Source organism: Nonomuraea angiospora, from assembly GCF_014873145.1.
In the GTDB taxonomy this organism is placed as follows: domain Bacteria; phylum Actinomycetota; class Actinomycetes; order Streptosporangiales; family Streptosporangiaceae; genus Nonomuraea; species Nonomuraea angiospora.
In genome coordinates this window covers 7,986,680-8,006,992 of sequence record NZ_JADBEK010000001.1, presented here as the reverse complement: position 1 = coordinate 8,006,992, position 20,313 = coordinate 7,986,680, and the positions used below count along the sequence as shown (strand labels likewise).

The following is a 20,313-nucleotide window of genomic DNA, read 5'->3' as shown; positions in this document are numbered from 1 at the left end:
GGACTGAGGTGGGGGAATTGTGCCGCGTGAAGATCCCGAATGTGATGCGTTCGCATACGCGGAGATCATTAACACATCCCAGGAAGATCCAGTTTTGTCGTTGCTGAGCTGTATGTTCGTGTCCGCTGAGAACGTCCCTCCCCTCGCCTGGAGCAAGCCATGACCGTCAATCCCGTGCAGCCGCCGCTCAAGGTGGTCCTGGTGGACGTCAACGCGAAGGTGGTGCAAGAGTGGCTGGCCGCGTTCGCCGACACCCCTGAGGTCGAGATCCACAAGGGCTCGATCGTCTCGGAGCAGGTCGACGCCTGGGTCAGCCCGACCAACTCCCGCGGGCGGATGGACGGCGGGGTCGACGCGGTCATCAAGCGGCACCTCGGGGCCGGGATCCAGTTGCGCGTCCAGCGGGCGATCCGCGACCGGTTCGACGGATCGCTGCCGGTGGGCAGCGCCGTGTGCGTGCCGTCAGGGGCGACCAACCCGAAGTTCCTGATCTCGACGCCGACGATGGAGCTGTCGGCGCAGGACGTGAGCGAGACGCTGAACGTGGCCATGGCCTGCGCCGCCGCGTTCCAGGCCATCCACATGCAGAACGAGAAGGAGCCGGACAGCATCAAGTCGGTCGCGCTGGTCGGCATGGGCGCGGCGACGGGCCAGGTGCCGCCGAAGGTGTGCGCCAACCTGATGTGGACCGGCTACACGCTGTTCAACGACCACCGCTTCCAGGACTACGACGACCTGCGCAAGACGATCCGCGAGCAGCTCGAGGACATCGACAGCCGCCCTGAGGAGCGGGTCCGGATCGTGCCGCCCCGCGGCTGAGAGGTCACTCCCACACCGCGGACTCCGGGTCGACGCCGTGCGCCTTCGCGTTCGCGAAGATCACCTCGCGCAACCAGGCGGTCAGGCCCGGCGCGACCCCCTCGAAGTGCTCGGTGAACCCGGGATCGGCGGCGAACATCCGCCCCATGCACGCCTGCATCGAGTGCGTGCAGTCGAAGTACGTCGACATCAGCGCGCGGTGGCGCTCGGCGAGGGCGTTGGCGTCGTCGGAGCCGGGCACGACGCCGGCGCGCAGCGCGGCGGCGAGGTCGGCGTTGAGAGCTTCGGTCGTGGCCGCGATGCCCTTCCAGTCCTCCGGGGTCATCCCGGCGGCCCGCTCGGCGTACTGCGCCCACTGCGCGCTGTCACCCCAGCGCTCCTCGGCCTCCTCGACCCAGGCGGGCTGCCAGTCGTCGCCGAAGATCTCGACCTGCTGCTCCGGGGTCAACCGCATCCCGGCCTTCGACGCCTCCAGCATGCGGTCGACCGCGCTGACCATCTTCTCCAATCGGGAGATGCGCTCCACGAGCTCTGACCGCTGCCGCCGCAGGTGAGCGCGCGCGTCGATGTCCGGATCGTCGAGGACCCGGCCTATCTCGGCGAGCGGGAACCCCAGCTCCCGGTAGACGAGAACCCTGTGGATCCGGGCGACGTCGTCGTCGGAGTAAACCCGGTATCCGGCCCAGGTGCGCCCGCTCGGGCGTACGAGGCCGATCGTGTCCCAGTGGTGCAGCGTCTTGACGCTGACCCCGACGAGCGCGGCCGCCCGGCCAACGGTGAGGATGGCCATCAGCTCAGTATCGCGCACCGGATCAGGGCGCACGGCACCGTCCGCCGGCTCCCGGCGTGAGCCTCAGAGCAGGCCCAGCTCGCGCTTCGGCTCTGGGCTGACAATCCCGCGAAAGATTAACTCCCTGCACTAGTCTTGCCACCGTGAGTAACAGAGTCCTCCGGCGGATCGGGCGGCGCGGCGCGTCCCTGGCGTTCGTCGGCCTGTTATCTCTGGCCATCGCCGCCTCGCTGGCCTTCGCGCCGGCGAGCCAGCGTGCCACCCCCTCCTATGCCGTGCTGGCCTCCATCGCACCGCTCGACGTCTGGGCGGCGCTCTGGCTCGCCACCGGCACGCTGTGCCTGGTGCAGATGTTCCTGCGCATCGACCGGATGGCCTTCGCCGCCGCCACCGCGCTGGTCCTGCTGTACGGCCTGGTGTTCCTGGCCTCGACGTTCACCGGAGACAATCCGCGCGGCTGGGTCGGGGGTGCGGTGTGGCTGGCGTTCGGCGGCTGGATCACGCTGATCGCGACCTGGCCGGAGGCCGTCACGCTCGACCGGCTCCCGGGCTCCGGCTCGGCGGTGATCGTCGCCAATGCCGCCGGGATCATCCAGTCGTGGAATCCGCAGGCCGCGGCCATGTTCGGCTGGAGCACCGACGAGGCGGTCGGACGGCCGTTGACGATGCTCATGCCGGCGCGCTTCCGCGACAGGCACGACATGGGGCTGACCAAGGTCCGCGCCAACGGCCACTCCGAGCTGTCCGGCCGGATAATTCCGCTGGTCGGCCTGCGTCGCGACGGCACGGAGTTCGCCATCGCGCTGACCGTCAACGCCTGGCACAGCGACGACGGGATGACATACACCGGCGTGATACGCCCAGTGGAAGGAGGCCACGCTGACTGACATCCTCATCCAGGTCGCCCTCGGGATCGTCCCGCTCGGCGTGGCATACCTGGCCTTCCGCTCCGCCACCGACGCCAACAAGAAGACCCAGCAGACCGCCATCCTCCAGGCCGAGCGTCAAGCCGAGTTAGAGCGCTCCAAGGTGGACGCCGAGGCCTTCCTCAGAGCGAAGACGATCTACGAGGACGCGCTCAGCCAGATGGAGAAGCAGCTGAGCAGGGTGCAGATCCAAGCCTCCCAGCTCAGCACCGACCTGATCACTGAGCAGAGCACGGCCACGGCGATGCGCGATCAGATCGGCCGGCTCCAGGCCCAGATCCGCGCGCTCGAACGCACGGTCGTCGCCCTGCGCGCCCAGCTCGTCGCCGCGGGGATGGCTCCCGTGCCCACGTCCGAGGCCACCGGCCCCTACCTGCGCGGACGCCTGCTCGGCGAAGGATAGAAGACCAGCCCTCGACGCCGACCGCCGGCCGGCGCAGGACCGAATGATCGGGCTCCCCCCGCCCGCTTCCGCCGCCACGCCCGCCACGCCCGCCACGCCCGACCGCTTCCACCGCCACGCCCGACCGCTTCCGCCGCCACGTCCGCCACGCCTGGCCGCTTCCGCCGTCGCACCCGGCCGATTCGTCCGCCGTCCCGGCCGCTTGGTCCCGCCGGCTCGGGCCGGTCAGAGCCCGTGTGCCTCGGCCAGCAGCTCCGCCGAGCGCAGCCAGACCTTCCTGTCGGTGGCCGAGAAGGCCACGATCAGCTCATCGGCGTCGGCGAGCTTGGCGAACCGGTCGACATACTCCTTGACCTCCGCCGCGTCCCCGACCGCCGAATACTTCGCCATCTGCACGATCTGCTGCCCGGCCGGCGACTCGAGGATCATGTCCGCCTCCTCGGTCGTGAACGTGCGCCCCCGCCCCAGGAACCTGCTCACCCTCAGCCGCTTCGAGGCCAGGAACTGCTCCTGCGCCTCCTCCGACGTGTCCGCCGCGATCACGTTGAGCGCGGCGATGACGTGGGGACGGTCGAGCTGCGCCGACGGCTGGAAGTCGCGCCGGTAGAGCGCCACGGCCTCCTCCAGCGCCGTCGGGGCGAAGTGCGAGGCGAACGCGTACGGGAGCCCCAGCGCGGCGGCGAGCTGGGCCCCGAACAGCGAGGAGCCGAGGATGTAGAGCGGCACGTTCGTGCCCTTGCCGGGCGTGGCGTCCACGCCCGGGATCCGGGACTCACCCGACAGGTAGCCCTGCAGCTCCAGGACGTCCTGCGGGAACGTGTCGGCGGCCGACGGGTTGCGGCGCAGGGCGCGCATGGTCTGCTGGTCGCTGCCGGGGGCCCGGCCGAGGCCCAGGTCGATGCGTCCCGGATGCAGGGTTTCGAGCGTGCCGAACTGCTCGGCGATGGTGAGCGGGGCGTGGTTCGGAAGCATGACGCCGCCCGCCCCGAGGCGGATCGTCCGGGTGTGGGCGGCGACGTGGGCGATGAGCACGCTGGTCGCCGAGGAGGCGATGCTGGCCATGTTGTGGTGCTCGGCGTACCAGATCCGCCGGTAGCCCAGGTCCTCGGCCCGCTGGGCCAGGGCCACGCTGGCGGTCAAGCTGTCCGCCGCCGTCTCCCCCTCGCCGATGAACGCCAGATCAAGGATGGACAGCGGCAGAGCCATGAGTACACGCCTTTCGCAGAGCGGTTCGACCTGGCTGTGGACAACAGCCGCGAAGGCGTCGTTATTTCACCGATGGGCCCCTGGCGGGCGCAGGGGCCCATCGAGCCTCACGAGGCCGAACAGGTCACCGGTGACGGGACGCCGTTCTGGCCGCTCCAGTTGGCGACGAAGCCGAACGTGGTGCTCGCCCCGGCTCCGAGGGCGCCGTTCCAGTTGAGGTTCGTCACGGTGACGGTGCCGCTGCCCGAGAGGTTGCCGTTCCAGAGCTGCGTGATCGTCTGCCCGTTCGGGAACGTCCAGCCGACCTTCCAGCCGGCGATGCCGGACGAGCCCGTGTTCTTCACGGTGACCTCACCCTGGAAGCTGCCCTGCCACTGGCTCGTCACCTTGTACGTCGCCGCGCAACCCGCGGGACCCGTGGTAGGCGTCACGGTGGGAGTGACCGTGGGCGTCACGGTCGGGCCGACGGTGGGCGGCGGAGCGGCCATGGCCAGGTCGTAGGCCCGCTGCGGCACGAACTGTCCCGCGGTCGCGATGCACCCGTCCGACTCGCCGGGCGGCTTGACCCAGAGGTAGGCGTCGACGGCCGGGTCACCCGTGTTCGTGGTGCTCCAGATGCCGGTGGCACGGCCCGCCGGGTCGCACCACTCGCTGCCCTGCGGCCCGTTGCCGTTGCGGCTGGTGTCGACGACCGCCTTCAGCCTGGACACGCCGGTCGCCGCGATGACGCTCTTCGCGTACGACACCAGGCCCGGGGTGGAGCGGTAGTTGGAGGTGTTGACGGCGATGCCGTCGGCGCTGTTGGCCACGTCCGCGCCGTTCAGCCTGGACGCGGCCTCCGAGGCGGACAACCAGGCGTCGTGCCCGATGTCGAAATAGACCTTGACCTGGGACGACGTCCCCTTGAGCTTCTTCCCGGCGTACGCCATGGACGCCTTGACCTCGGCCTGCTGCGAGGCGTTCATGCAGTTCGTCATGATCGCCAGCGCGTCCGGCTCCAGCACGACCGTGGCGGGCCGGCCGCCGAGACCGGCCGCGATCTGGTCGATCCAGGCCCGGTACGACGCGTGGTCCGGCGCGCCGCCCGCGCTCGCGCCGCCACAGTCGCGGTTCGGCATGTCGTACACGACCATGATCGGGATCTTGCCAGCGGACGCGGCGGCGCCGACGTACGCGTCGACCTGGCTGCGCACGGTGGCGGGGTTGTACGTGGCGAACCACCGGCCCTGGGGCACGGCGGCGATCCGGTCCCTGATCACTGGGGTGCGGCTGTCGTTCGGGTTGGCGGCGACCCATTTGGCCGCATTCGTCTGCGGGTCCACGTAGAAAGCGGAGTCGGCGGCCTCCGCGGTGGACGAGGACAGGACGATCGCCCCCGCCGCGGCCATGGCGGCCGCCGAGAGGAGCACCGCCAGGACGGGCCTGCTGCGAGACATGAAAATACACTCCGTCCGTCATGTGGGAGCGCTCCCACCGGCTCCCCGGATCGTAGGTAACGGTCAGTGCCCGCTCAAAGACATCCGATCGCTGCCATCCACGTCTCCCCAGGTCAGACCCCTGACAGGAGGTGAAACTTTCAGCGCAGACAGGCCTCGAAGACCGCGGTCAGGCGGTCGACGTCGGCCGGGCCGGGCGCCTCGGGGCCGAGGCGGCGGCGCATGGCGCCGATACCGAGGAAGACCGCCGTGGCCATGCGGGCCCTGGCGTGGGCGTCCGGGCCGCTCAGTTGCTCCTCCAGCGGGTCGAGCAACGCGGTGATCAGGCGCTCGCGGGCCACGGCCTGGATCTCCGGATCGCCGGCGGAGCGTTCGAGGGTGCGCAGGATCGGGCTCTCCGGCGGGTGCTCCATGCGCTCGGCCGCGTATTCCGCCAGGCGGCGCGGCAGGCTCTCGCGGTCGCCGCCGAACAGGTCTCTTATGGTCGGCTCCCCGTCCAGGACCGCGCCGAAGAGGCCAGCCTTGGAGCCGAAGTAGCGGCCGACCAGGGCGATGTTGGCGTCCGCGGCAGCGGCGATCATGCGGACGGTCACCTGTTCGTACCCCTGCTCGCCGAAGAGCGTGCGGGCCGCACGAAGGATCCGCTCGCGAGTGGCCTCGCGGTCGCGGGGCCTGACCTCAGACACCTGGGCATCCACATCCCGAACTCTACTGAACCCACCCCCACTTGCCGCGCGGCTAGTAAACAGGCGTATACTCAAGTTCGCAAAACTGTAGTAAAGGGGATGATGGTGTCTTGGTAGCGCACGCTCAGGCCGCAGCCCCCACGAGGCGGCAGTACACCCACCGCGAAATCCTCGAGGTCATGTCCGGGCTCATGCTCGCCATGCTCACGTCGATGATCTCGACCTCGGTGGTGGGCACGGCGCTGCCGACGATCGTGGGTGAGCTGGGCGGTCAGGACCAGTACTCATGGGTCGCCTCCGCGACCATGCTGACCATGACGGTGTCCACGCCGTTGTGGGGCAAGTTGTCCGACCTGTTCGGGCGGAAGCTGCTCTTCCAGACCGCGCTCGGGCTGTTCGTCGCGGCCTCGCTGGTGGCCGGTCTGTCGCAGAACATGGGACAGCTCATCGCGGCGCGGGCCGTACAGGGTCTCGGCGTGGGTGGCCTGTCGGCGCTCGCGCAGGTGATCCTGGGCGACATCGTGTCCCCCCGCGAGCGTGGCCGCTACTCCGGCTACATGGGGGCGGTCTTCGGGATCTCCACGGTCGCGGGGCCGCTGCTCGGCGGGTTCCTGGTGGACACCGACTGGCTCGGCTGGCGCTGGTGCTTCTACGTCGTGGTGCCGTTCGCCCTGGTGTCCTTCATCGTGATCCAGAAGGTGCTGAAGCTGCCGAAGATCAAGCGGAGCACCTCGATCGACATCTGGGGCGCGACGACGATCACGGCCAGCGCGAGCGCGCTCATGCTGCTGCTGACGCTGGGCGGCGTCGAGTTCGAGTGGAACTCGCTCTGGACGTACTTCCTGGCGGCGCTCAGCCTGCTGATGCTGGCCCTGGCGGTGCTGTCGGAGCGGACCGCGCGCAACCCGATCCTGCCGCCGCGGCTGTTCCGCAACCGTACGTTCGTGCTCACCGGCCTCGCCTCGCTGTTCGTCGGCATGGCGATGTTCGGCGCGATGATCTACCTGCCGCAGTACCTGCAGATCGTCAAGGGCCTCAGCCCCACCGAGTCCGGCCTGATGACGCTGCCCATGGTGGTGGCGCTGTTCCTGGCCGGCGTGATCTCCGGGAAGATCGTCACCCAGACCGGCCGGTGGAAGATCTTCCCGGTCGTGGGCCTGCTGGTCGTGGCGGTCGGGCTGTTCCTGCTGTCCCGGCTGCACGTGGACTCCAGCGAATGGCTCATCGGCTTCGACGTGGCGGTGCTGGGCACCGGGCTCGGCCTGTCCATGCAGATGCTCATCCTGGCCGCCCAGAACGGCTCCGAACTGCGTGACATGGCCTCCACCACGTCCGGCGTGTCGTTCTTCCGCTCGCTGGGCGGCGCCGTCGGTGTGGCGGCCTTCGGCGCGATCCTGACCAACCGCCTCAGGGACGAGATAGCCGACATGCTCAGGGCCGCGCACATCGCGCTGCCCGGCGGCTCGAACGTCAAGCTCGGCAGCCCGAGCGCCATCCAGCAGCTGCCCACGCCGATCAAGAACATCGTGCTGGAGGCGTTCACCAGGGGCCTGGAGACGGTGTTCATGGTGGGCGTGCCCATCGCGCTGCTCGGGTTCGTGGCGACGATCTTCCTCAAGGAGCTGCCGCTGCGCGGCTCCTCGACGCCGCCCCCGGCGCCGAACCCGCTGAGCAAGGACGACCTGGTCCTGGCCGGGCTGCTGCTCGAACTGATCGCCCAGCGCATCGAGCGGGGCAACGGCCAACCGTCCGCCCTGCTCACCGCGGTCGCCAAGATGGCGCCACCGGACGACCGCCCGGAACGCGAGCGGGCCCGGTCCGTCGCCAAGAACGTGCTGCGGCCGACCTCGCGCGCCCTCATCGCGCAGGCCGCACCCCCGCAGAAAGACCTCGTATCAGGAGGAATCTCACAGTGATTCGCAAGTTCGTGGGCGCCGTCGCGGCCGCCCTGGCCGTCCTGGCCGGGCTGTGGCTGATGATCGCCCCCTTCGCCCTGGGCTCCCAGCCGGAGGACGCCGACTGGACGAACACCACCCAGTCGGAGTTCTTCACCGGCCTCGGCGTGGCCGTCGTGGGGCTCATCGGCGCGATCTGCTTCGTGCTGGCCATCTACGAGGAGCTCGTGGCGCGGGGCCTCGTGGAAGTCCGGCAGCGGCAGCCCGAGCCGGAGCCGGAGCCCGTGCCGGCCGCGCCCCAGGCGTCGTCCGCCGAGCTGGCGAGCCTGCTGGCCCCCCTCGTCGAGGCGCTGCGCGAGGACATGAACAACTCGGGTGAGCACCGCCGCAACGGCAAGGCTTCCCTGGTCGGAGTGGAGGACCACCGATGAAGGCCAAGCTGGGCGTCTCCGCCCTCGTCCTGCTGTTCCTCGGCGGCCTGTGGCTGGTCGCCGCACCGTTCGCGGTCGGTTACCAGGGCAGGGGCGCGGCCTACGTCGACGCGACGATCAACGACCTGTGGCTCGGCGGTGCGATCGCCGCGGTCTCGTTCGTGTCCCTGGTGATCTACGCGGCCGACGCCCTGCGTGAGCTGGCCCACCGCGACGTGCTGATCGCCGAGCACCGCTCGGAGGGCCGCGATGGACGTCCTCGCTCCGCTGCGGGTCCATCGCGGCACGCCGACTCCTAACGCGAGACGTGCCGTGTTCGGCGGTGACACAGAACCCGGACGGGAGCCACTGACCGGCAGGCTCCCGGCCGGGCAGTTCGAGATCGGCAAGGACGGTGCCGGCCTGCTCGTGGTGGGCTTCGACGGATCGGGCCCGAGCCGCAACGCGCTCGCGTACGCGGCCGGGCTCGCCCGGCGGGACAACGCGGCGCTGCTCATCGCCTTCGTGGAGTCGCTCAACAGCGCCGCGCTGTGGTTCTTCGCCGGGTCGCCGATCATCCCCGACGCGGCGGCCGACCTGACCGAGGATCTGCGGGACGAGCTGAGGGGCGCGGGCGTTCCGTGGCAGTTCGTCAGCGTGCGCGGTGACGCGGCGCGCGAGCTGGAGACGCTGGCCAGCGCGCACATGGCCGACGCCATCGTGGTGGGCCGCTCGCGTTCCTCCTGGCACGGCTCGGTGGCGGTCGGGCTGGCGAAACGGGCTCGCCATACTGTGCTGATAGTGCCCTGAGCTGGTCGGACGTCGCATATGGTGGCGAGATGAAACGTGCTGCCGCCATGGCGTTCGTGGTGCTCGCGTCCGTTTCGTGCGGGACGGGCAAGCCTGCCGTCACGGGTTCCGTCTCCCCGGAGACCGCTCCCGCCTTCGAGAGCCTCGACTCGCCCACGCCCTCCCCCTCGACCACGACCGGCGCGCCCGGCTCGACCGCCCCGCCGGCCTTCAGCGCCAAGGTCTCGCGACTCTCCCGTGAGCAGTTGCCGTACTCGTGGCGGCCCGGCTGCCCGGTCCACTACCGCGACCTGCGGCTGGTCACGATGACGTACTGGGGCTTCGACGACAAGCCGCACACCGGGCAGCTGGTGGTGAACAAGGCGGTCACCGACGACATCGTGACGGTCTTCAAGAAGTTGTACGGCTGGCGCTGGCCGATCGAGCGGATGAAGCTGGTGGACGCGTACAAGGGCGACGACTTCGACTCGATCGAGGCCAACAACACCTCGGCCTTCAATTGCCGTCAAGCGACCGGGTCCACGCATTGGTCCAAGCACGCGTACGGACAAGCGATAGACGTCAATCCCATACAGAACCCATATGTCACCGCAAGCGGTAGCACAGCACACCAAGCATCCAAAAAGTTCACAAAACGCCCCATGAAGGGAAAGGGCGTAATAAATCCTGGTGACAAGGTAGTTAAGGCCTTTGACCAGGTTGGTTGGGAGTGGGGCGGCTACTGGTCAGGAGCCAAGGACCTGCAGCATTTCAGCAAGGGCGGAGGCTGAGAGAATCGCCCCATGGCGGCTAAGGACGGCGACGGCTGGATCGAGTGCTCCCAAGGCCACAGGCACTGGGGGCTGCACGGCGCCTCGGGGCTGCTCGTCGTCCACCATGACGAGCTCGGCACGCCGTACGTGCTCATGCAGAAACGCTCCTGGTGGAGCCACCACGGCGGCACCTGGGGGCTGCCGGGCGGGGCGCGCGACAGCCACGAGGACGCCGTCACCTCCGCGCTGCGGGAGGCCCGCGAGGAGGCGGCGCTCACCGGCGACGGGCTGCGGGTGCAGGGCGTCTACCGCGACGATCACGGCGGGTGGGCGTTCGAGACGGTGATCGCCGCGTCGTCCGAGCTGCTGGCCGCCGCCCCCGCCAACGCGGAGAGCAGCGAGATGCGCTGGCTCCCGCTGCCGAAGGTGACCGAGCGGAAGCTGCATCCCGGCTTCGCCGCCACCTGGGACGACATTCAAGGGGAGATCAGGCCGGAGACCCTCGTGCTCGACGTGGCCAACATCGTGGGCGCGCGGGCCGAGCGCGGCTGGTGGCGCGACCGCCTGGGCGCGGCGACCCGGCTGCTGGAGGCCGTGTCGCGGCTCAGGCTCACGCATCCGGTGCTGGCGCAGTGGTATCCGCGCGTCGTGGCGGTCGTGGAGGGCGCCGCCAGGAGCGCGCCGGAGCTGCCCGGGGTCCAGGTGGTCGCGGCCACCGGGAGCGGCGACGACGCGATCGTCGATGTGGTGCGCCTGGCCAAGCCGTGGGAACGGGTGCTCGTCGTCACCGCTGACCGAGCCCTGAAGGAACGCGTGCACGAGCTGGGCGCCGAGACCGTGGGCCCGAAGTGGCTGCTCTCGCAGCTGGCCGACTGAGCCCACGAGCGGGCTCACCGCAGCTCGCCGGCTGACCTGTCCTCAGCGTTCCGTGGCGAGCACGGCGTCGAAGGCGGCCTTCAGGCCCGTCACGTCGAGCACGCGCTGAAGCACCCCGTGCACCCCGACCAGGCGTAACGTGCCGGCCTGGGCGGAGACCCGGCGCTGGTGCTCCACGAGCACCCACAGGCCGCTGGAGTCGCAGAACTCCAGCGCCTTCGCGTCGATGTCGACCCGCACGAGCCCTTCGGCGAGCAGCCTGCCCAGACACTCCTTGAGCTGCGGCGCGGTGAGCTTGTCGAGATCTCCGTCGAGGCGGACGAGCGCCGCCGACCGGCCGCGCTCCACCTCGACGTTGAGATCCGCCACCTCCTGAACGTACACCCCTGTCACCGCAGCCGCTATCGTGGTTTCCGCACAGGAGGGTTCGCATAGTGGACGAGTGCAGCCGCCTTGAAAGCGGCCAGGTCAGCGATGGCCTCGTGGGTTCGAATCCCACACCCTCCGCTCACTCACCTCATTCGCGCAGGCCCGCGAACCCGTCGCCCACGCAGGCGGCGAGCTGCAGGTAGGAGTCCCTGGTCGGCTCCTGCAGCCGGTCGAGGTCGATCTCCGCGCCCTCCTCCAGATGCGGGTCGTACGGCACCCGGACCACCGCGCGGCACCTGGCGGCGAAGTGCGCCTCCAGCTTCTTGATGTCCACCGCCGACTTCGAGCGCGGCCGCACGCTGCACAGCACCACGGTCGCGTTCTTCACCAGGTCGCCGTAGTGGTGCGCCTCCAGCCAGTCGAGCGTCGCGGAGGCCGCCCTGGCGCCGTCCACGGACGGGGAGCTGACCAGGACGATCTGGTCGGCCAGCCCGAGCACGCCGCCCATCGCGGAATGGAGCAGGCCGGTGCCGCAGTCGGTGATGCAGATGGAGTAGAAGTTCTCCAGCACCTGGGAGACGGCCTGGTAGTCGGCGCCGCTGAACGCCTCCGACACCGACGGGTCGCGGTCGGAGGCGAGCACCTCCAGCCGTGAGGGCGCCTGCGACGTGAACGCCCTGATGTCCACGTAGCGCTTGACCTGGTCGCGCTCGTTGAGCAGGTCGCGCACGGTGGCCGAGGTCTCCAGGACGAGCTTGTCGGACAGGGTGCCGCGGTCGGGGTTGGCGTCCACGGCGATGACCCGGTCGCCGCGGACCTGGGCCAGGGTGGCGCCGAGGCCGACCGTGGTCGTGGTCTTGCCCACGCCGCCCTTCAGGCTCAGCACGGCCACGCGGTGGTGACCTGCGGTGACCGGGGTGCGGGCCCTGCTCACCAGCTCGCGGCGGCGGCGGACCTCCGGGGGTTCGCCCGGCTTGATCCAGCCTCCCGACGCCTTGTAGATCAGGCGGCGCCAGCCCTTGGAGGGGGCGTTACGCCGTCCGCGTAGCAGGGACTCCGGGTCGAGGCTGTCGGCGGTGGGGCGGCCGGTGATCGGCGGCCTGGGCGGGGCGTTGAACACGGGGATCGGGGCAGGGCGGCGCCGCCGCTCCGAGGGCGGCGGGATCTCGCGCTCCGCGGGGCGCCACTCGTGCTGCTCGGCCGGCTGCGGGGGCTCCTCCTCCTGCTGAGCCGGCTCCGACCAGGAGGGACGCTCCTGCAGGGTCGGCTCGGACCACGAGGACCGTTCCTGCGGGGCCGCCTCCGACCACGAGGACCGCTCCTCCTGAGCCGGCTCCGACCACGAAGGCCGCTCCTCGCGCCGCTCCTCAGGCTCCGCGTGCTCGGCCTTCGGCCACGACTGCTCGGCATCCTTGGACCACAGCGGCTCGGCGTCCTTCGGCCATGACGGCTCGGCGTCCTTCAGCCACGGCGGCTCCGTGGGCTCGCCCTTGGGCCCCGACGGCTTCGCGGGTTCGTCCTTCGGCCACGAGAGCTCGGCGCGCTCGTCCGCCGACCACGACGGCCGCTCCTCGGGCTCGGGCTCCTTGGCGGCAGCCGGCTCCGACCACTTGGGAGGCTGGATCGTCGGGAGGGTGTCCGACGGATCCGGCCACTGCGGGCGCTCGTGCTTCGGAGAGGTGTCCTCGGAGGCGGGCTCGTCGTCCTTCTTCGCGGCGGGCTCGGCTTCCGCCGGTTCCGCTCGGGCGGTCTCCTTCTCCGGCTCCTCGCGGGGCGGCTCAGGCGCCCGCGCCCACTCGGGCACGGACGACCAGGACGTGTCCTGCGTGTCCTGGTCCGACGGCGCCGGCGGCTCGGGCGGGGTGAACGACAGCGCGTACGTGTCGGTGTCGTCGGGCCGCGGCAGCGGCTTCAACGGAGCATGGAACGGGTCGTCCGCACGCGGCGGGCTCGGCGGTGGGAATGCCGGGGGCTCCTTCGTGGCCGCGCTGGCCGTGCCGAGCCACTCTGCGGCCTCCATCTCACCGTCGGGCAGGTCCTCGGCCGCCGCGGCGCCGTACACGGAGTCGACGGCCGCCCGGAACAGCGGCGGCGTCGGCGTGTCGGGTTGCGTGGGGACCATCCGCCACGGGTCCTGGGGGTACGGCGAGGCGACCGGCTCGTCGGCAGCCGCTGTCGAGGCGCTCACAGAGACGGGGGCCTCCTCCGTCTCCTTGATCGCGTCGAGCCACGCCAGCTGCTCCTCGAGCGATTCCTCTCGATCGTGTCTTGCCACCGTGTTCCCCCTCGGGTGGGTCTAAAGGGGCAGCAAATACCTTGCAGATTAACGCCATGGGCAACCACACAGCTCGGCAACCCACAACTTCTTTGCCCGGCTACCGTAGTTCGCATGCGAGCCATTGAGATCGTCGAGCCGGGCGGACCAGAGGTGCTTCAGTGGCGCGAGGTGCCGGATCCCCGGGTCGAGCGGGGAGAGGTCCTCATCGACGTGACCGCCTCGGCGGTCAATCGGGCCGATGTCCTGCAGCGGCAGGGGTTCTACGCGCCTCCGCCCGGCGCGTCTCCGTACCCGGGGCTGGAGGTCTCCGGGGTGGTGGCCGAGGTCGGCGCGGACGTCGAGCAGTTCAAGCCTGGTGACCAGGTGTGCGCGCTGCTCGCGGGCGGCGGTTACGCTGAGCGCGTAGCCGTTCCGTGGGAGCAGGTCATGCCGGTGCCGGACGGGGTGCCGCTGGTGGAGGCCGCCGGGCTGCCGGAGGTGGCGTGCACGGTGTGGTCCAACGTCTTCATGGTCGGGCGGCTGCGCAGGGGCGAGACGCTGCTGGTGCACGGCGGGGCCAGCGGGATCGGCACGTTCGCCGTGCAGCTCGCCAAGGCCCTCGGCTCGCAGGTCGTCGCGACGGTCGGCTCGGCGGCCAAGGGCGAACGGGTCAGGGAGCTGGGCGCGGACGAGGTCATCAACTACCGCGAGGAAGACTTCGCCGACAAAGTGCGCGCGGATGTCATCCTCGACATCATGGGCGCCAAATACCTTGCCGGAAACGTCCGGGCGCTCCGCACCGGCGGCCGACTGGTGATCATCGGGCTGCAGGGCGGCCTCAAGGGAAAGATCGACCTGGGGGCCCTGCTCGGCAAGCGCGCCTCCGTGCACGCGACCGCGCTCCGCTCACGTCCGGTGGACGAGAAGGGGGCAATCGTCCGTAGTGTTGTGGACAACGTCTGGCCCCTGGTCAGCGCCGGGGCCGTGCGTCCTGTGGTGCACGCGAAACTCCCGATGTCCGAGGCCGCCGAAGCCCACCGAATGTTGGATTCGGGGGAGCACGTCGGCAAGATCCTGCTAGTACGGTGAGTGTTATGAATGCTGAGGACAACAACACCCCTCACATCGTGGTGGTGGGCCCTGACTTCCAAGGTCAGGGCGATAGCGGCGAAGAGGATCGATCGGTCACCAACCTGGTCGAGCAGCCCGCCAAGGTGATGCGCATCGGCAGCATGATCCGGCAGCTCCTCGACGAGGTCCGGGCCGCGCCCCTCGACGAGGCCAGCCGCAAGCGGCTGAAGGACATCCACGCGTCCTCCATCAAGGAGCTCGAGGACGGCCTGGCTCCTGAGCTGGTCGATGAGCTGGAGCGGCTGTCCCTTCCGTTCACGGAGGAGAACGGCGCGCCGCCGAGCGAGGCGGAGCTGCGCATCGCGCACGCCCAGTTGGTCGGCTGGCTCGAAGGGTTGTTCCACGGCATCCAGACCACGCTGTTCGCGCAGCAGATGGCCGCCCGTGCCCAGTTGGAGCAGATGCGCAGGGCGCTGCCCGGCGTGCCGCAGGGTGACGACCAGCACCGCCCGCCCGGCGGCTCCGGCCCGTACCTGTAAAGCCGGAGAGCCGCCGGTCGCGGCTATCTGTAGAGCCGCTCGATCACCTGAGCGACCCCGTCGTCGTCGTTGGCCGCGGTCACGTGGTCAACGGCCGCGATCACGTCCGGATGTGCGTTGGCGACCGCGTACGACGTGCCTGCCCAGCTCAGCATGGGCAGGTCGTTCGGCATGTCACCGAACGCGATCACCTGCGAGGGCTTGATCTCGTGCTGCCCGGCGAGCGCCGCCAGGGCAGTGGCCTTCGTCACACCCTGGGCGCTCATCTCGATCAGCCCCCTGCGGCTGGAATGGGTCGCGGTCACGAGATGCCCCACGAGCCCTTCCACGGTGGCCTGCAGTTCGTCCGCATTCATCCCGGGGTGCAGGGCCAGCAGCTTGGCGCATGGACGCGCCGTCACGGAGTCGACGCGTGCCGTTAGGGCCCCCCTGTCCAGGCCGCCCAGGAGGAATTCTGACTCATGCGCAAAACCCGCTTCATACTCGACCGAAAATACGAGATCGGACACGTTCGCTCTTAGCTGATCCACGACTTCCTCGAGTACCTCGACCGTGATCAGGTGAGATTCCACTATCCGTTCGGTATGGAGATCGTAGATCAGTGCCCCGTTCGCACAGATTGCGAGCCCACGGTGACGTACGGCACCCGCGACCCCGCCCATCCACCGGGGCGGCCGCCCCGTCACGAACACGAGCACAGCACCGGATTCCTCGACTCTGCCGAAGGCCGCCACTGTGCGGGGAGACACGGTTCCGTCAGTACGCAACGCGGTGCCGTCGAGGTCGGTGGCCACAAGACGGGGTGCGGGAAGGCTATGCATAACAGGTTCCAGTTTGCCCGGTGATGCCGCCTGACAGAAATCTTCGTTGGTACGGGAACACCAACGCGCCAGAATGGTGTTAGATGTGATGGCGTTGTATTAGCTGATCCCGTAGTGAAAACCAGCATGACTTTGTCTGAGCCACCCCGGGTGCTTGCTGTACGACACACCGGGACCCACGAGGTGTGGGTCCCATAGATTCACATCCTGAGGGAGAGCTTTTATGGCTCAGGGAACCGTCAAGTGGTTCAACGCCGAGAAGGGCTTCGGCTTCATCGCCCCGGACGGCGGTGCGCCGGACGTGTTCGTGCACTTCTCCGAGATTCAAGGCAGTGGCTACCGCAGCCTTGAAGACGGTCAGCGGGTCGAGTTCGAGATCACGCAGGGCCAGAAGGGGCCGCAGGCCTCCCAGGTCCGCGCCATCTGACCTTGTAGCAGCGAGACAGGCCGGGGTTCGCTTCCAGCGGGCCTCGGTCTTTTGCTTGTTCCGGGTTGGTCACGGCCGCGAACCTTCTGGGCTTCGCGGCCATCCACCCCTACATGAGGTACGCCTGGTTATGTCACCCCGTGACCGTTGCCGGGGTGTTCGTGCTCTTCATCAACGACCACCTGCTCAAACAGACCTGGCCCGGACCGGTCACGGGCAAGCTCAGCGACGTCGCGGGGCTGCTCGTCGCCCCCGCGCTGGTGGCCCTGCTCTTCTGGCGGCGGGCCGATCTGGCGGCCACCGTGCTGACCGGGGTGCTCTTCACGCTCGTGAAAACCACGGAGACGGGCGCTGAGCTCGCTTCCCATGTCTGGACCCTCGTGGCGGGCCCATCGCGCGTCCTGGCCGATCCCACGGACCTCCTCGCCCTGCCCGCGCTCGCCCTGGCCTGGTGGGTACGCCGCCGCAGCCTGGAGTCGTACTCCGCGCGCTGGCGCGTGATCGTCACGATGCCGCTGGCCGTACTGGCGGTGACGGCCACGTCGGCCGCGCCCATGCCCAGCGCCGACTCCGTCGAGGTGGACGGGGGCTCGATCGTCGTCCACATCGGGGACGGCATCGACCAGGTCTCCGACGACGGCGGGGTCACCTGGTCGGATGACGACGGCTCGCGGGACGCGAGCAGGCCGTTGCAGAGCGCCGCCTGCGTCCCCATGCAGGCGACGCGGTGCTATCGGGTGATGCCCGACCGGATCGCCGTCGAGCAGTCCGACGACGGCGGCAAGACCTGGGGCCCGTCGTGGGCGCTCACCGCGGACGACCGCGAGCGGCTCGCCCGGCGGTACCCGTCCTGGGCCAGGCAGCATTCGATGGCGCTGGCCGTGCAGCCCCGTCCCGGCGGGCACGTCGTGGTCGTCGCGAACGGCCTGGACGGGATCGTGGTCCGCGACATGTCCGGCGAGTGGCGGCGCGTCGGCTGGCCCGGCTCGCCGGAGTTCAGCGAGGTCGACCTGTCGCCGGAGAGCAATGTGGCGATCTTCCTGGCGGTGTGCATGCTGTTCGGCGGCGCCGCAGCGGGGTTGCAGCGCTACCAGCGCGCGTACATCGGCTTCGCCGCGGCCGCCGGCCTCGGCCTCTTCACCGCGCTCAACAGCCCCGCCCCGCTCGCCGTCGGCGTGAGCATGGAGACGGCTCTACTGAGCCTGTTGGGCGTGCTCGCGACCGTGGTGGGCACGGTGGTGTGCCTCGTGCTGGCGGTGGCGGGCCGGGCCCGGCCCACCCCCGCGGCCGTCGGGGTGCTGGCGGCCCCGCTCGTGTACGTGACCGTCTACACGCCCTTCTACGGCTGGTCGGTGGGCACGCCGGGCCCGTACTGGGTCGCCGTCGCCCTGGCCGTGCTGCTGACCGGCCTGGCCGTGCTCGGGGGCGCCGTCCTCATCAGGTACGACGCCCGCCGCGCCTACTTGGACGGCTCCAGCACGTCAAGGCCCACGTAGGGCCGCAGCGCCTTGGGAACCACCACGGAGCCGTCGGCCTGCTGGTGGTTCTCCAGGATCGCCACGATCCAGCGGGTCGTGGCGAGCGTGCCGTTGAGCGTGGCCAGGTGCTGCGGCTTGCCGTCCTTGTCGCGGTAGCGGACGGCGAGCCGCCGGGCCTGGAACTCCGTGCAGTTGGAGGTCGAGGTCAGCTCGCGGTAGCGGCCCTGGGTCGGGATCCACGCCTCGCAGTCGAACTTGCGGGCCGCCGACATGCCGAGGTCTCCCGCCGCCGTGTCGATGATCCGGTACGGCACCTCGATCTTGGCCATCATCTCCTTCTCCCAGCCGAGCAGGCGCAGGTGCTCCTCGTGGGCGTCCTCAGGGCGCACGTACGAGAACATCTCGACCTTGTCGAACTGGTGGACGCGGATGATGCCCCTGGTGTCCTTGCCGTACGAGCCGGCTTCGCGGCGGAAGCACGACGACCAGCCCGCGTAGCGCAGCGGCAGGTCGCCGCCGTCGAGGATCTCCTGGGCGTGGTAGCCGGCCAGCGAGACCTCGGAGGTGCCGACGAGGTAGAGGTCGTCCTCGGGGAGGCGGTAGATCTCCTTGTCGTGGGCCACGTGGAAGCCGGTGCCCTGCATGGTCTCCGGCTTGACGAGCACCGGCGTGATCATCGGGGTGAACCCGGCCTCGATGGCCTGCTGCATGGCCATGTTGAGCAGGCCGAGCTGCAGGCGGGCGCCGACGCCCTTGAGGAAGAAGAACCGCGAGCCGGACACCTTGGCGCCCCGCTCCATGTCGATGGCGCCGAGCGCCTCGCCGAGCTCCAGATGGTCCTTGGGCTCGAAGTCGAACTGGCGCGGCTCGCCATGGGTCTCGAGGACCACGTAGTCGTCCTCACCACCCTCGGGCGCGCCCTCCTCGACGATGTTGGGCACCGCCTGGACGAGCTCGTCGAGCTCGCCCGTCAGCTTCTCCGCCTCGGCCTCGGCGGCCTTGACCTGGCTCGCGAGGTCCTTGGCCCGCTGGAGCAGCGCGGCCTTCTCCTCGCCCTGCGCCTTGGAGACCGACTTGCCCATGCTCTTCTGCTCGGCGCGCAGAGACTCGAACGAGGTCAGCGCGGATCGGCGGCGCTCGTCCAGGTCGAGCAGCGTGTCGACGACGGAGTCGTCCTCACCGCGGGCACGCTGCGACGCCCGTAGCCGGTCGGGATCCTCACGAAGGGTACGCAGGTCAATCACAAGCCAAAGGCTACCGGCGCTGGGCAGCAGCCCGCCCCCGTATTACCGCGTACACGCGGACTCGATCGATCCCGACCTGCACTCGGTCACCAACTCGCCCGCCGCCGCCTCAGCCCGGCCCGCGCTCAATCACCTGGCCCGGACGGTCGCCCGCCTCAGACCTGACCCGCCCGGACCCGGGCGAGCCAGCCCCCCGCCTCGGCGAACTCGGAATCCGACGTGCCCCGCTTGATCTGCGGCGCGATGCCGTCGGCACGCGGGTAGCTGCCCAGGAAACGCACCTCGCCGCAGATGCGGTGGAGCCCGGCGAGGGCCTCCCCGACCCGGGCGTCGGCCACGTGCCCCTCGAAGTCGAAGTGGAAGAAGTAGCGCCCGATGCCGTCACCGGTCGGCCGCGACTCGATGCGCGTCAGGTTGACCCCGCGTACGGAGAACTCCGTCAGCATCTCCAGCAGCGCGCCCGGGTGGTCGTCGGCGAGGAAGACGACCAGCGTGGTGCGGTCGGACCCGGTCGGCTCGGGCAGCGGCCCGGGCCGGGCCACCCGCACGAACCTTGTCACGGTGTCGGACCTGTCGCCGATGTCCGTGGCCAGCTCCACCAGCCCGTAGTGCTCGCCGGCGATGCGGGCGGCGATGGCGGCGTCGTACGGCGAGCCGGGCAGCGAGACCTCCTGGGCCGCCGCCGCGGTCGACGGCGCGGCCACCACGACGGCGTCGGGCACCTCGCGCGTGATGAAGGCGCGGCACTGGGTGATGGCCGCGGGATGCGTGTAGACCCGCTTGATGTGGGGGATCTCGGTGCCGGGCCGGGCCAGCAGCGAGAACTGCACCGGCAGCAGCAGCTCGGCCGTGATCAGCAACGGCTCGCCCCACGCGAACTCGTCGAGCGTCGTGGTGATCGCGCCCTCGATGGAGTTCTCCAGCGGCACGACGGCGCCGTCGGCCTCGCCGCTGCGAGCGGCGTTGAGCGCGGCGGGCACGTTGGCGCAGGGCAGGCGCTCGGCCGTGGGGTCGAGGAGCCGCAGGGCCTCTTCGGTGAAGGTGCCTTCCGGTCCGAGATAGGCGAGTCTGGGCATGCACCCAGAGTATCCGCAGGTG

General features: G+C 69.9%; 22 protein-coding genes and 1 tRNA gene. 14 read left to right on the top strand and 9 right to left on the bottom strand.

Annotated elements, in window-relative coordinates; genetic code table 11:
• Window positions 1–159 precede the first annotated feature (159 nt).
• Window positions 160–819, top strand: a complete 660-nt coding sequence (locus H4W80_RS36595; protein WP_192789236.1) for a macro domain-containing protein — start codon at window positions 160–162, stop codon at window positions 817–819.
• A 4-nt stretch (window positions 820–823) separates the two neighbouring features.
• Here H4W80_RS36595 and H4W80_RS36590 read toward each other — a convergent pair whose 3' ends face one another.
• The gene (locus H4W80_RS36590; RefSeq protein WP_192789235.1) at window positions 824–1,609 is read right to left on the bottom strand and encodes a MerR family transcriptional regulator; all 786 of its coding nucleotides are present in this window, start codon (window positions 1,607–1,609) and stop codon (window positions 824–826) included.
• Between the two features lie 143 nt (window positions 1,610–1,752).
• Between H4W80_RS36590 and H4W80_RS36585 the strand changes: the two genes are divergently transcribed.
• Window positions 1,753–2,496 (top strand): PAS domain S-box protein, encoded by a 744-nt coding sequence (locus tag H4W80_RS36585; RefSeq protein WP_192789234.1) that lies wholly within the window; start codon window positions 1,753–1,755, stop codon window positions 2,494–2,496.
• A gap of 40 nt (window positions 2,497–2,536) precedes the next feature.
• A complete protein-coding gene (locus tag H4W80_RS36580) occupies window positions 2,537–2,938 on the top strand; it encodes a hypothetical protein (RefSeq protein ID WP_192789233.1) in 402 nt (133 codons plus the stop codon).
• Window positions 2,939–3,163: 225 nt separating this feature from the next.
• Here the strand turns inward: H4W80_RS36580 and H4W80_RS36575 are convergent, their stop codons facing one another.
• From H4W80_RS36575 to H4W80_RS36565, 3 genes are all read right to left on the bottom strand, one after another.
• A complete protein-coding gene (locus H4W80_RS36575; RefSeq protein ID WP_192789232.1) occupies window positions 3,164–4,144 on the bottom strand; it encodes an LLM class flavin-dependent oxidoreductase in 981 nt (326 codons plus the stop codon).
• A gap of 107 nt (window positions 4,145–4,251) precedes the next feature.
• Window positions 4,252–5,580, bottom strand: coding sequence for a glycoside hydrolase family 6 protein (locus H4W80_RS36570; RefSeq protein WP_192789231.1), 1,329 nt, complete (start codon window positions 5,578–5,580; stop codon window positions 4,252–4,254).
• 140 nt (window positions 5,581–5,720) lie between these two features.
• Window positions 5,721–6,266: a TetR/AcrR family transcriptional regulator gene (locus H4W80_RS36565; RefSeq protein WP_192789230.1), complete on the bottom strand. Its 546-nt coding sequence runs from the start codon at window positions 6,264–6,266 to the stop codon at window positions 5,721–5,723.
• A 110-nt stretch (window positions 6,267–6,376) separates the two neighbouring features.
• On the opposite strand from H4W80_RS36565, the gene H4W80_RS36560 reads away from it, so the two are divergent.
• The 6 genes from H4W80_RS36560 to H4W80_RS36535 are packed head-to-tail and all read left to right on the top strand — an operon-like array spanning window position 6,377 to window position 11,009.
• Window positions 6,377–8,182, top strand: coding sequence for an MDR family MFS transporter (locus H4W80_RS36560; RefSeq protein WP_192789229.1), 1,806 nt, complete (start codon window positions 6,377–6,379; stop codon window positions 8,180–8,182).
• Window positions 8,179–8,592 carry a hypothetical protein gene (locus H4W80_RS36555; RefSeq protein ID WP_192789228.1) on the top strand — a complete coding sequence of 138 codons (414 nt, stop codon included), beginning with the start codon at window positions 8,179–8,181 and terminating at the stop codon, window positions 8,590–8,592. Before H4W80_RS36560 ends, H4W80_RS36555 begins: the two co-directional genes overlap by 4 nt.
• Window positions 8,589–8,891, top strand: a complete 303-nt coding sequence (locus tag H4W80_RS36550) for a hypothetical protein (protein WP_192789227.1) — start codon at window positions 8,589–8,591, stop codon at window positions 8,889–8,891. The genes H4W80_RS36555 and H4W80_RS36550 overlap by 4 nt, the downstream gene beginning before the upstream one ends.
• Complete coding sequence (locus H4W80_RS36545) at window positions 8,842–9,381, top strand: universal stress protein (protein ID WP_192789226.1); 540 nt, start codon at window positions 8,842–8,844, stop codon at window positions 9,379–9,381. Before H4W80_RS36550 ends, H4W80_RS36545 begins: the two co-directional genes overlap by 50 nt.
• A gap of 29 nt (window positions 9,382–9,410) precedes the next feature.
• Complete coding sequence (locus H4W80_RS36540) at window positions 9,411–10,151, top strand: M15 family metallopeptidase (RefSeq protein ID WP_225963856.1); 741 nt, start codon at window positions 9,411–9,413, stop codon at window positions 10,149–10,151.
• Window positions 10,152–10,163: 12 nt separating this feature from the next.
• Window positions 10,164–11,009, top strand: coding sequence for an NUDIX hydrolase (locus H4W80_RS36535; RefSeq protein ID WP_192789225.1), 846 nt, complete (start codon window positions 10,164–10,166; stop codon window positions 11,007–11,009).
• 42 nt (window positions 11,010–11,051) lie between these two features.
• On the opposite strand, the gene H4W80_RS36530 is transcribed toward H4W80_RS36535, so the two are convergent.
• The gene (locus H4W80_RS36530; RefSeq protein WP_192789224.1) at window positions 11,052–11,393 is read right to left on the bottom strand and encodes an STAS domain-containing protein; all 342 of its coding nucleotides are present in this window, start codon (window positions 11,391–11,393) and stop codon (window positions 11,052–11,054) included.
• Between the two features lie 36 nt (window positions 11,394–11,429).
• Between H4W80_RS36530 and H4W80_RS36525 the strand changes: the two genes are divergently transcribed.
• A tRNA-Ser gene (locus tag H4W80_RS36525) sits at window positions 11,430–11,516 on the top strand.
• Window positions 11,517–11,526: 10 nt separating this feature from the next.
• Here H4W80_RS36525 and H4W80_RS36520 read toward each other — a convergent pair.
• The gene (locus H4W80_RS36520; protein WP_318787233.1) at window positions 11,527–13,653 is read right to left on the bottom strand and encodes a nucleotide-binding protein; all 2,127 of its coding nucleotides are present in this window, start codon (window positions 13,651–13,653) and stop codon (window positions 11,527–11,529) included.
• 114 nt (window positions 13,654–13,767) lie between these two features.
• On the opposite strand from H4W80_RS36520, the gene H4W80_RS36515 reads away from it, so the two are divergent.
• Window positions 13,768–14,724, top strand: a complete 957-nt coding sequence (locus tag H4W80_RS36515) for an NAD(P)H-quinone oxidoreductase (protein ID WP_192789223.1) — start codon at window positions 13,768–13,770, stop codon at window positions 14,722–14,724.
• Between the two features lie 5 nt (window positions 14,725–14,729).
• Window positions 14,730–15,245, top strand: a complete 516-nt coding sequence (locus tag H4W80_RS36510) for a bacterial proteasome activator family protein (protein ID WP_192789222.1) — start codon at window positions 14,730–14,732, stop codon at window positions 15,243–15,245.
• A gap of 23 nt (window positions 15,246–15,268) precedes the next feature.
• On the opposite strand, the gene H4W80_RS36505 is transcribed toward H4W80_RS36510, so the two are convergent.
• Entirely contained in the window at window positions 15,269–16,039 is a 771-nt protein-coding gene (locus H4W80_RS36505; protein ID WP_318787232.1) for an HAD family hydrolase, read from the bottom strand.
• Window positions 16,040–16,289: 250 nt separating this feature from the next.
• Between H4W80_RS36505 and H4W80_RS36500 the strand changes: the two genes are divergently transcribed.
• Both H4W80_RS36500 and H4W80_RS36495 read left to right on the top strand, forming a co-directional pair.
• Window positions 16,290–16,493: a cold-shock protein gene (locus tag H4W80_RS36500; RefSeq protein ID WP_093173019.1), complete on the top strand. Its 204-nt coding sequence runs from the start codon at window positions 16,290–16,292 to the stop codon at window positions 16,491–16,493.
• A gap of 140 nt (window positions 16,494–16,633) precedes the next feature.
• Window positions 16,634–17,989: a hypothetical protein gene (locus H4W80_RS36495; protein ID WP_192789220.1), complete on the top strand. Its 1,356-nt coding sequence runs from the start codon at window positions 16,634–16,636 to the stop codon at window positions 17,987–17,989.
• Here the strand turns inward: H4W80_RS36495 and serS are convergent.
• Complete coding sequence (gene serS / locus H4W80_RS36490) at window positions 17,953–19,215, bottom strand: serine--tRNA ligase (protein ID WP_192789219.1); 1,263 nt, start codon at window positions 19,213–19,215, stop codon at window positions 17,953–17,955. The two genes, H4W80_RS36495 and serS, sit on opposite strands and share 37 nt — an antisense overlap.
• Window positions 19,216–19,370: 155 nt before the next feature.
• The gene (pheA, locus tag H4W80_RS36485) at window positions 19,371–20,291 is read right to left on the bottom strand and encodes a prephenate dehydratase (protein ID WP_192789218.1); all 921 of its coding nucleotides are present in this window, start codon (window positions 20,289–20,291) and stop codon (window positions 19,371–19,373) included.
• Window positions 20,292–20,313 lie beyond the last annotated feature (22 nt).

Bases quoted from the DNA above. Each gene is read 5' to 3' on its own strand.
- pheA (WP_192789218.1), bottom strand. From the start codon at position 20,291: ATGCCCAGACTCGCCTATCTCGGACCGGAAGGCACCTTCACCGAAGAG.
- H4W80_RS36510 (WP_192789222.1), top strand. From the start codon at position 14,730: ATGAATGCTGAGGACAACAACACCCCTCACATCGTGGTGGTGGGCCCT.
- H4W80_RS36540 (WP_225963856.1), top strand. From the start codon at position 9,411: ATGAAACGTGCTGCCGCCATGGCGTTCGTGGTGCTCGCGTCCGTTTCG.
- H4W80_RS36515 (WP_192789223.1), top strand. From the start codon at position 13,768: ATGCGAGCCATTGAGATCGTCGAGCCGGGCGGACCAGAGGTGCTTCAG.
- H4W80_RS36595 (WP_192789236.1), top strand. From the start codon at position 160: ATGACCGTCAATCCCGTGCAGCCGCCGCTCAAGGTGGTCCTGGTGGAC.
- H4W80_RS36545 (WP_192789226.1), top strand. From the start codon at position 8,842: ATGGACGTCCTCGCTCCGCTGCGGGTCCATCGCGGCACGCCGACTCCT.
- H4W80_RS36550 (WP_192789227.1), top strand. From the start codon at position 8,589: ATGAAGGCCAAGCTGGGCGTCTCCGCCCTCGTCCTGCTGTTCCTCGGC.
- H4W80_RS36570 (WP_192789231.1), bottom strand. From the start codon at position 5,580: ATGTCTCGCAGCAGGCCCGTCCTGGCGGTGCTCCTCTCGGCGGCCGCC.
- H4W80_RS36590 (WP_192789235.1), bottom strand. From the start codon at position 1,609: ATGGCCATCCTCACCGTTGGCCGGGCGGCCGCGCTCGTCGGGGTCAGC.
- H4W80_RS36575 (WP_192789232.1), bottom strand. From the start codon at position 4,144: ATGGCTCTGCCGCTGTCCATCCTTGATCTGGCGTTCATCGGCGAGGGG.
- H4W80_RS36500 (WP_093173019.1), top strand. From the start codon at position 16,290: ATGGCTCAGGGAACCGTCAAGTGGTTCAACGCCGAGAAGGGCTTCGGC.
- H4W80_RS36535 (WP_192789225.1), top strand. From the start codon at position 10,164: ATGGCGGCTAAGGACGGCGACGGCTGGATCGAGTGCTCCCAAGGCCAC.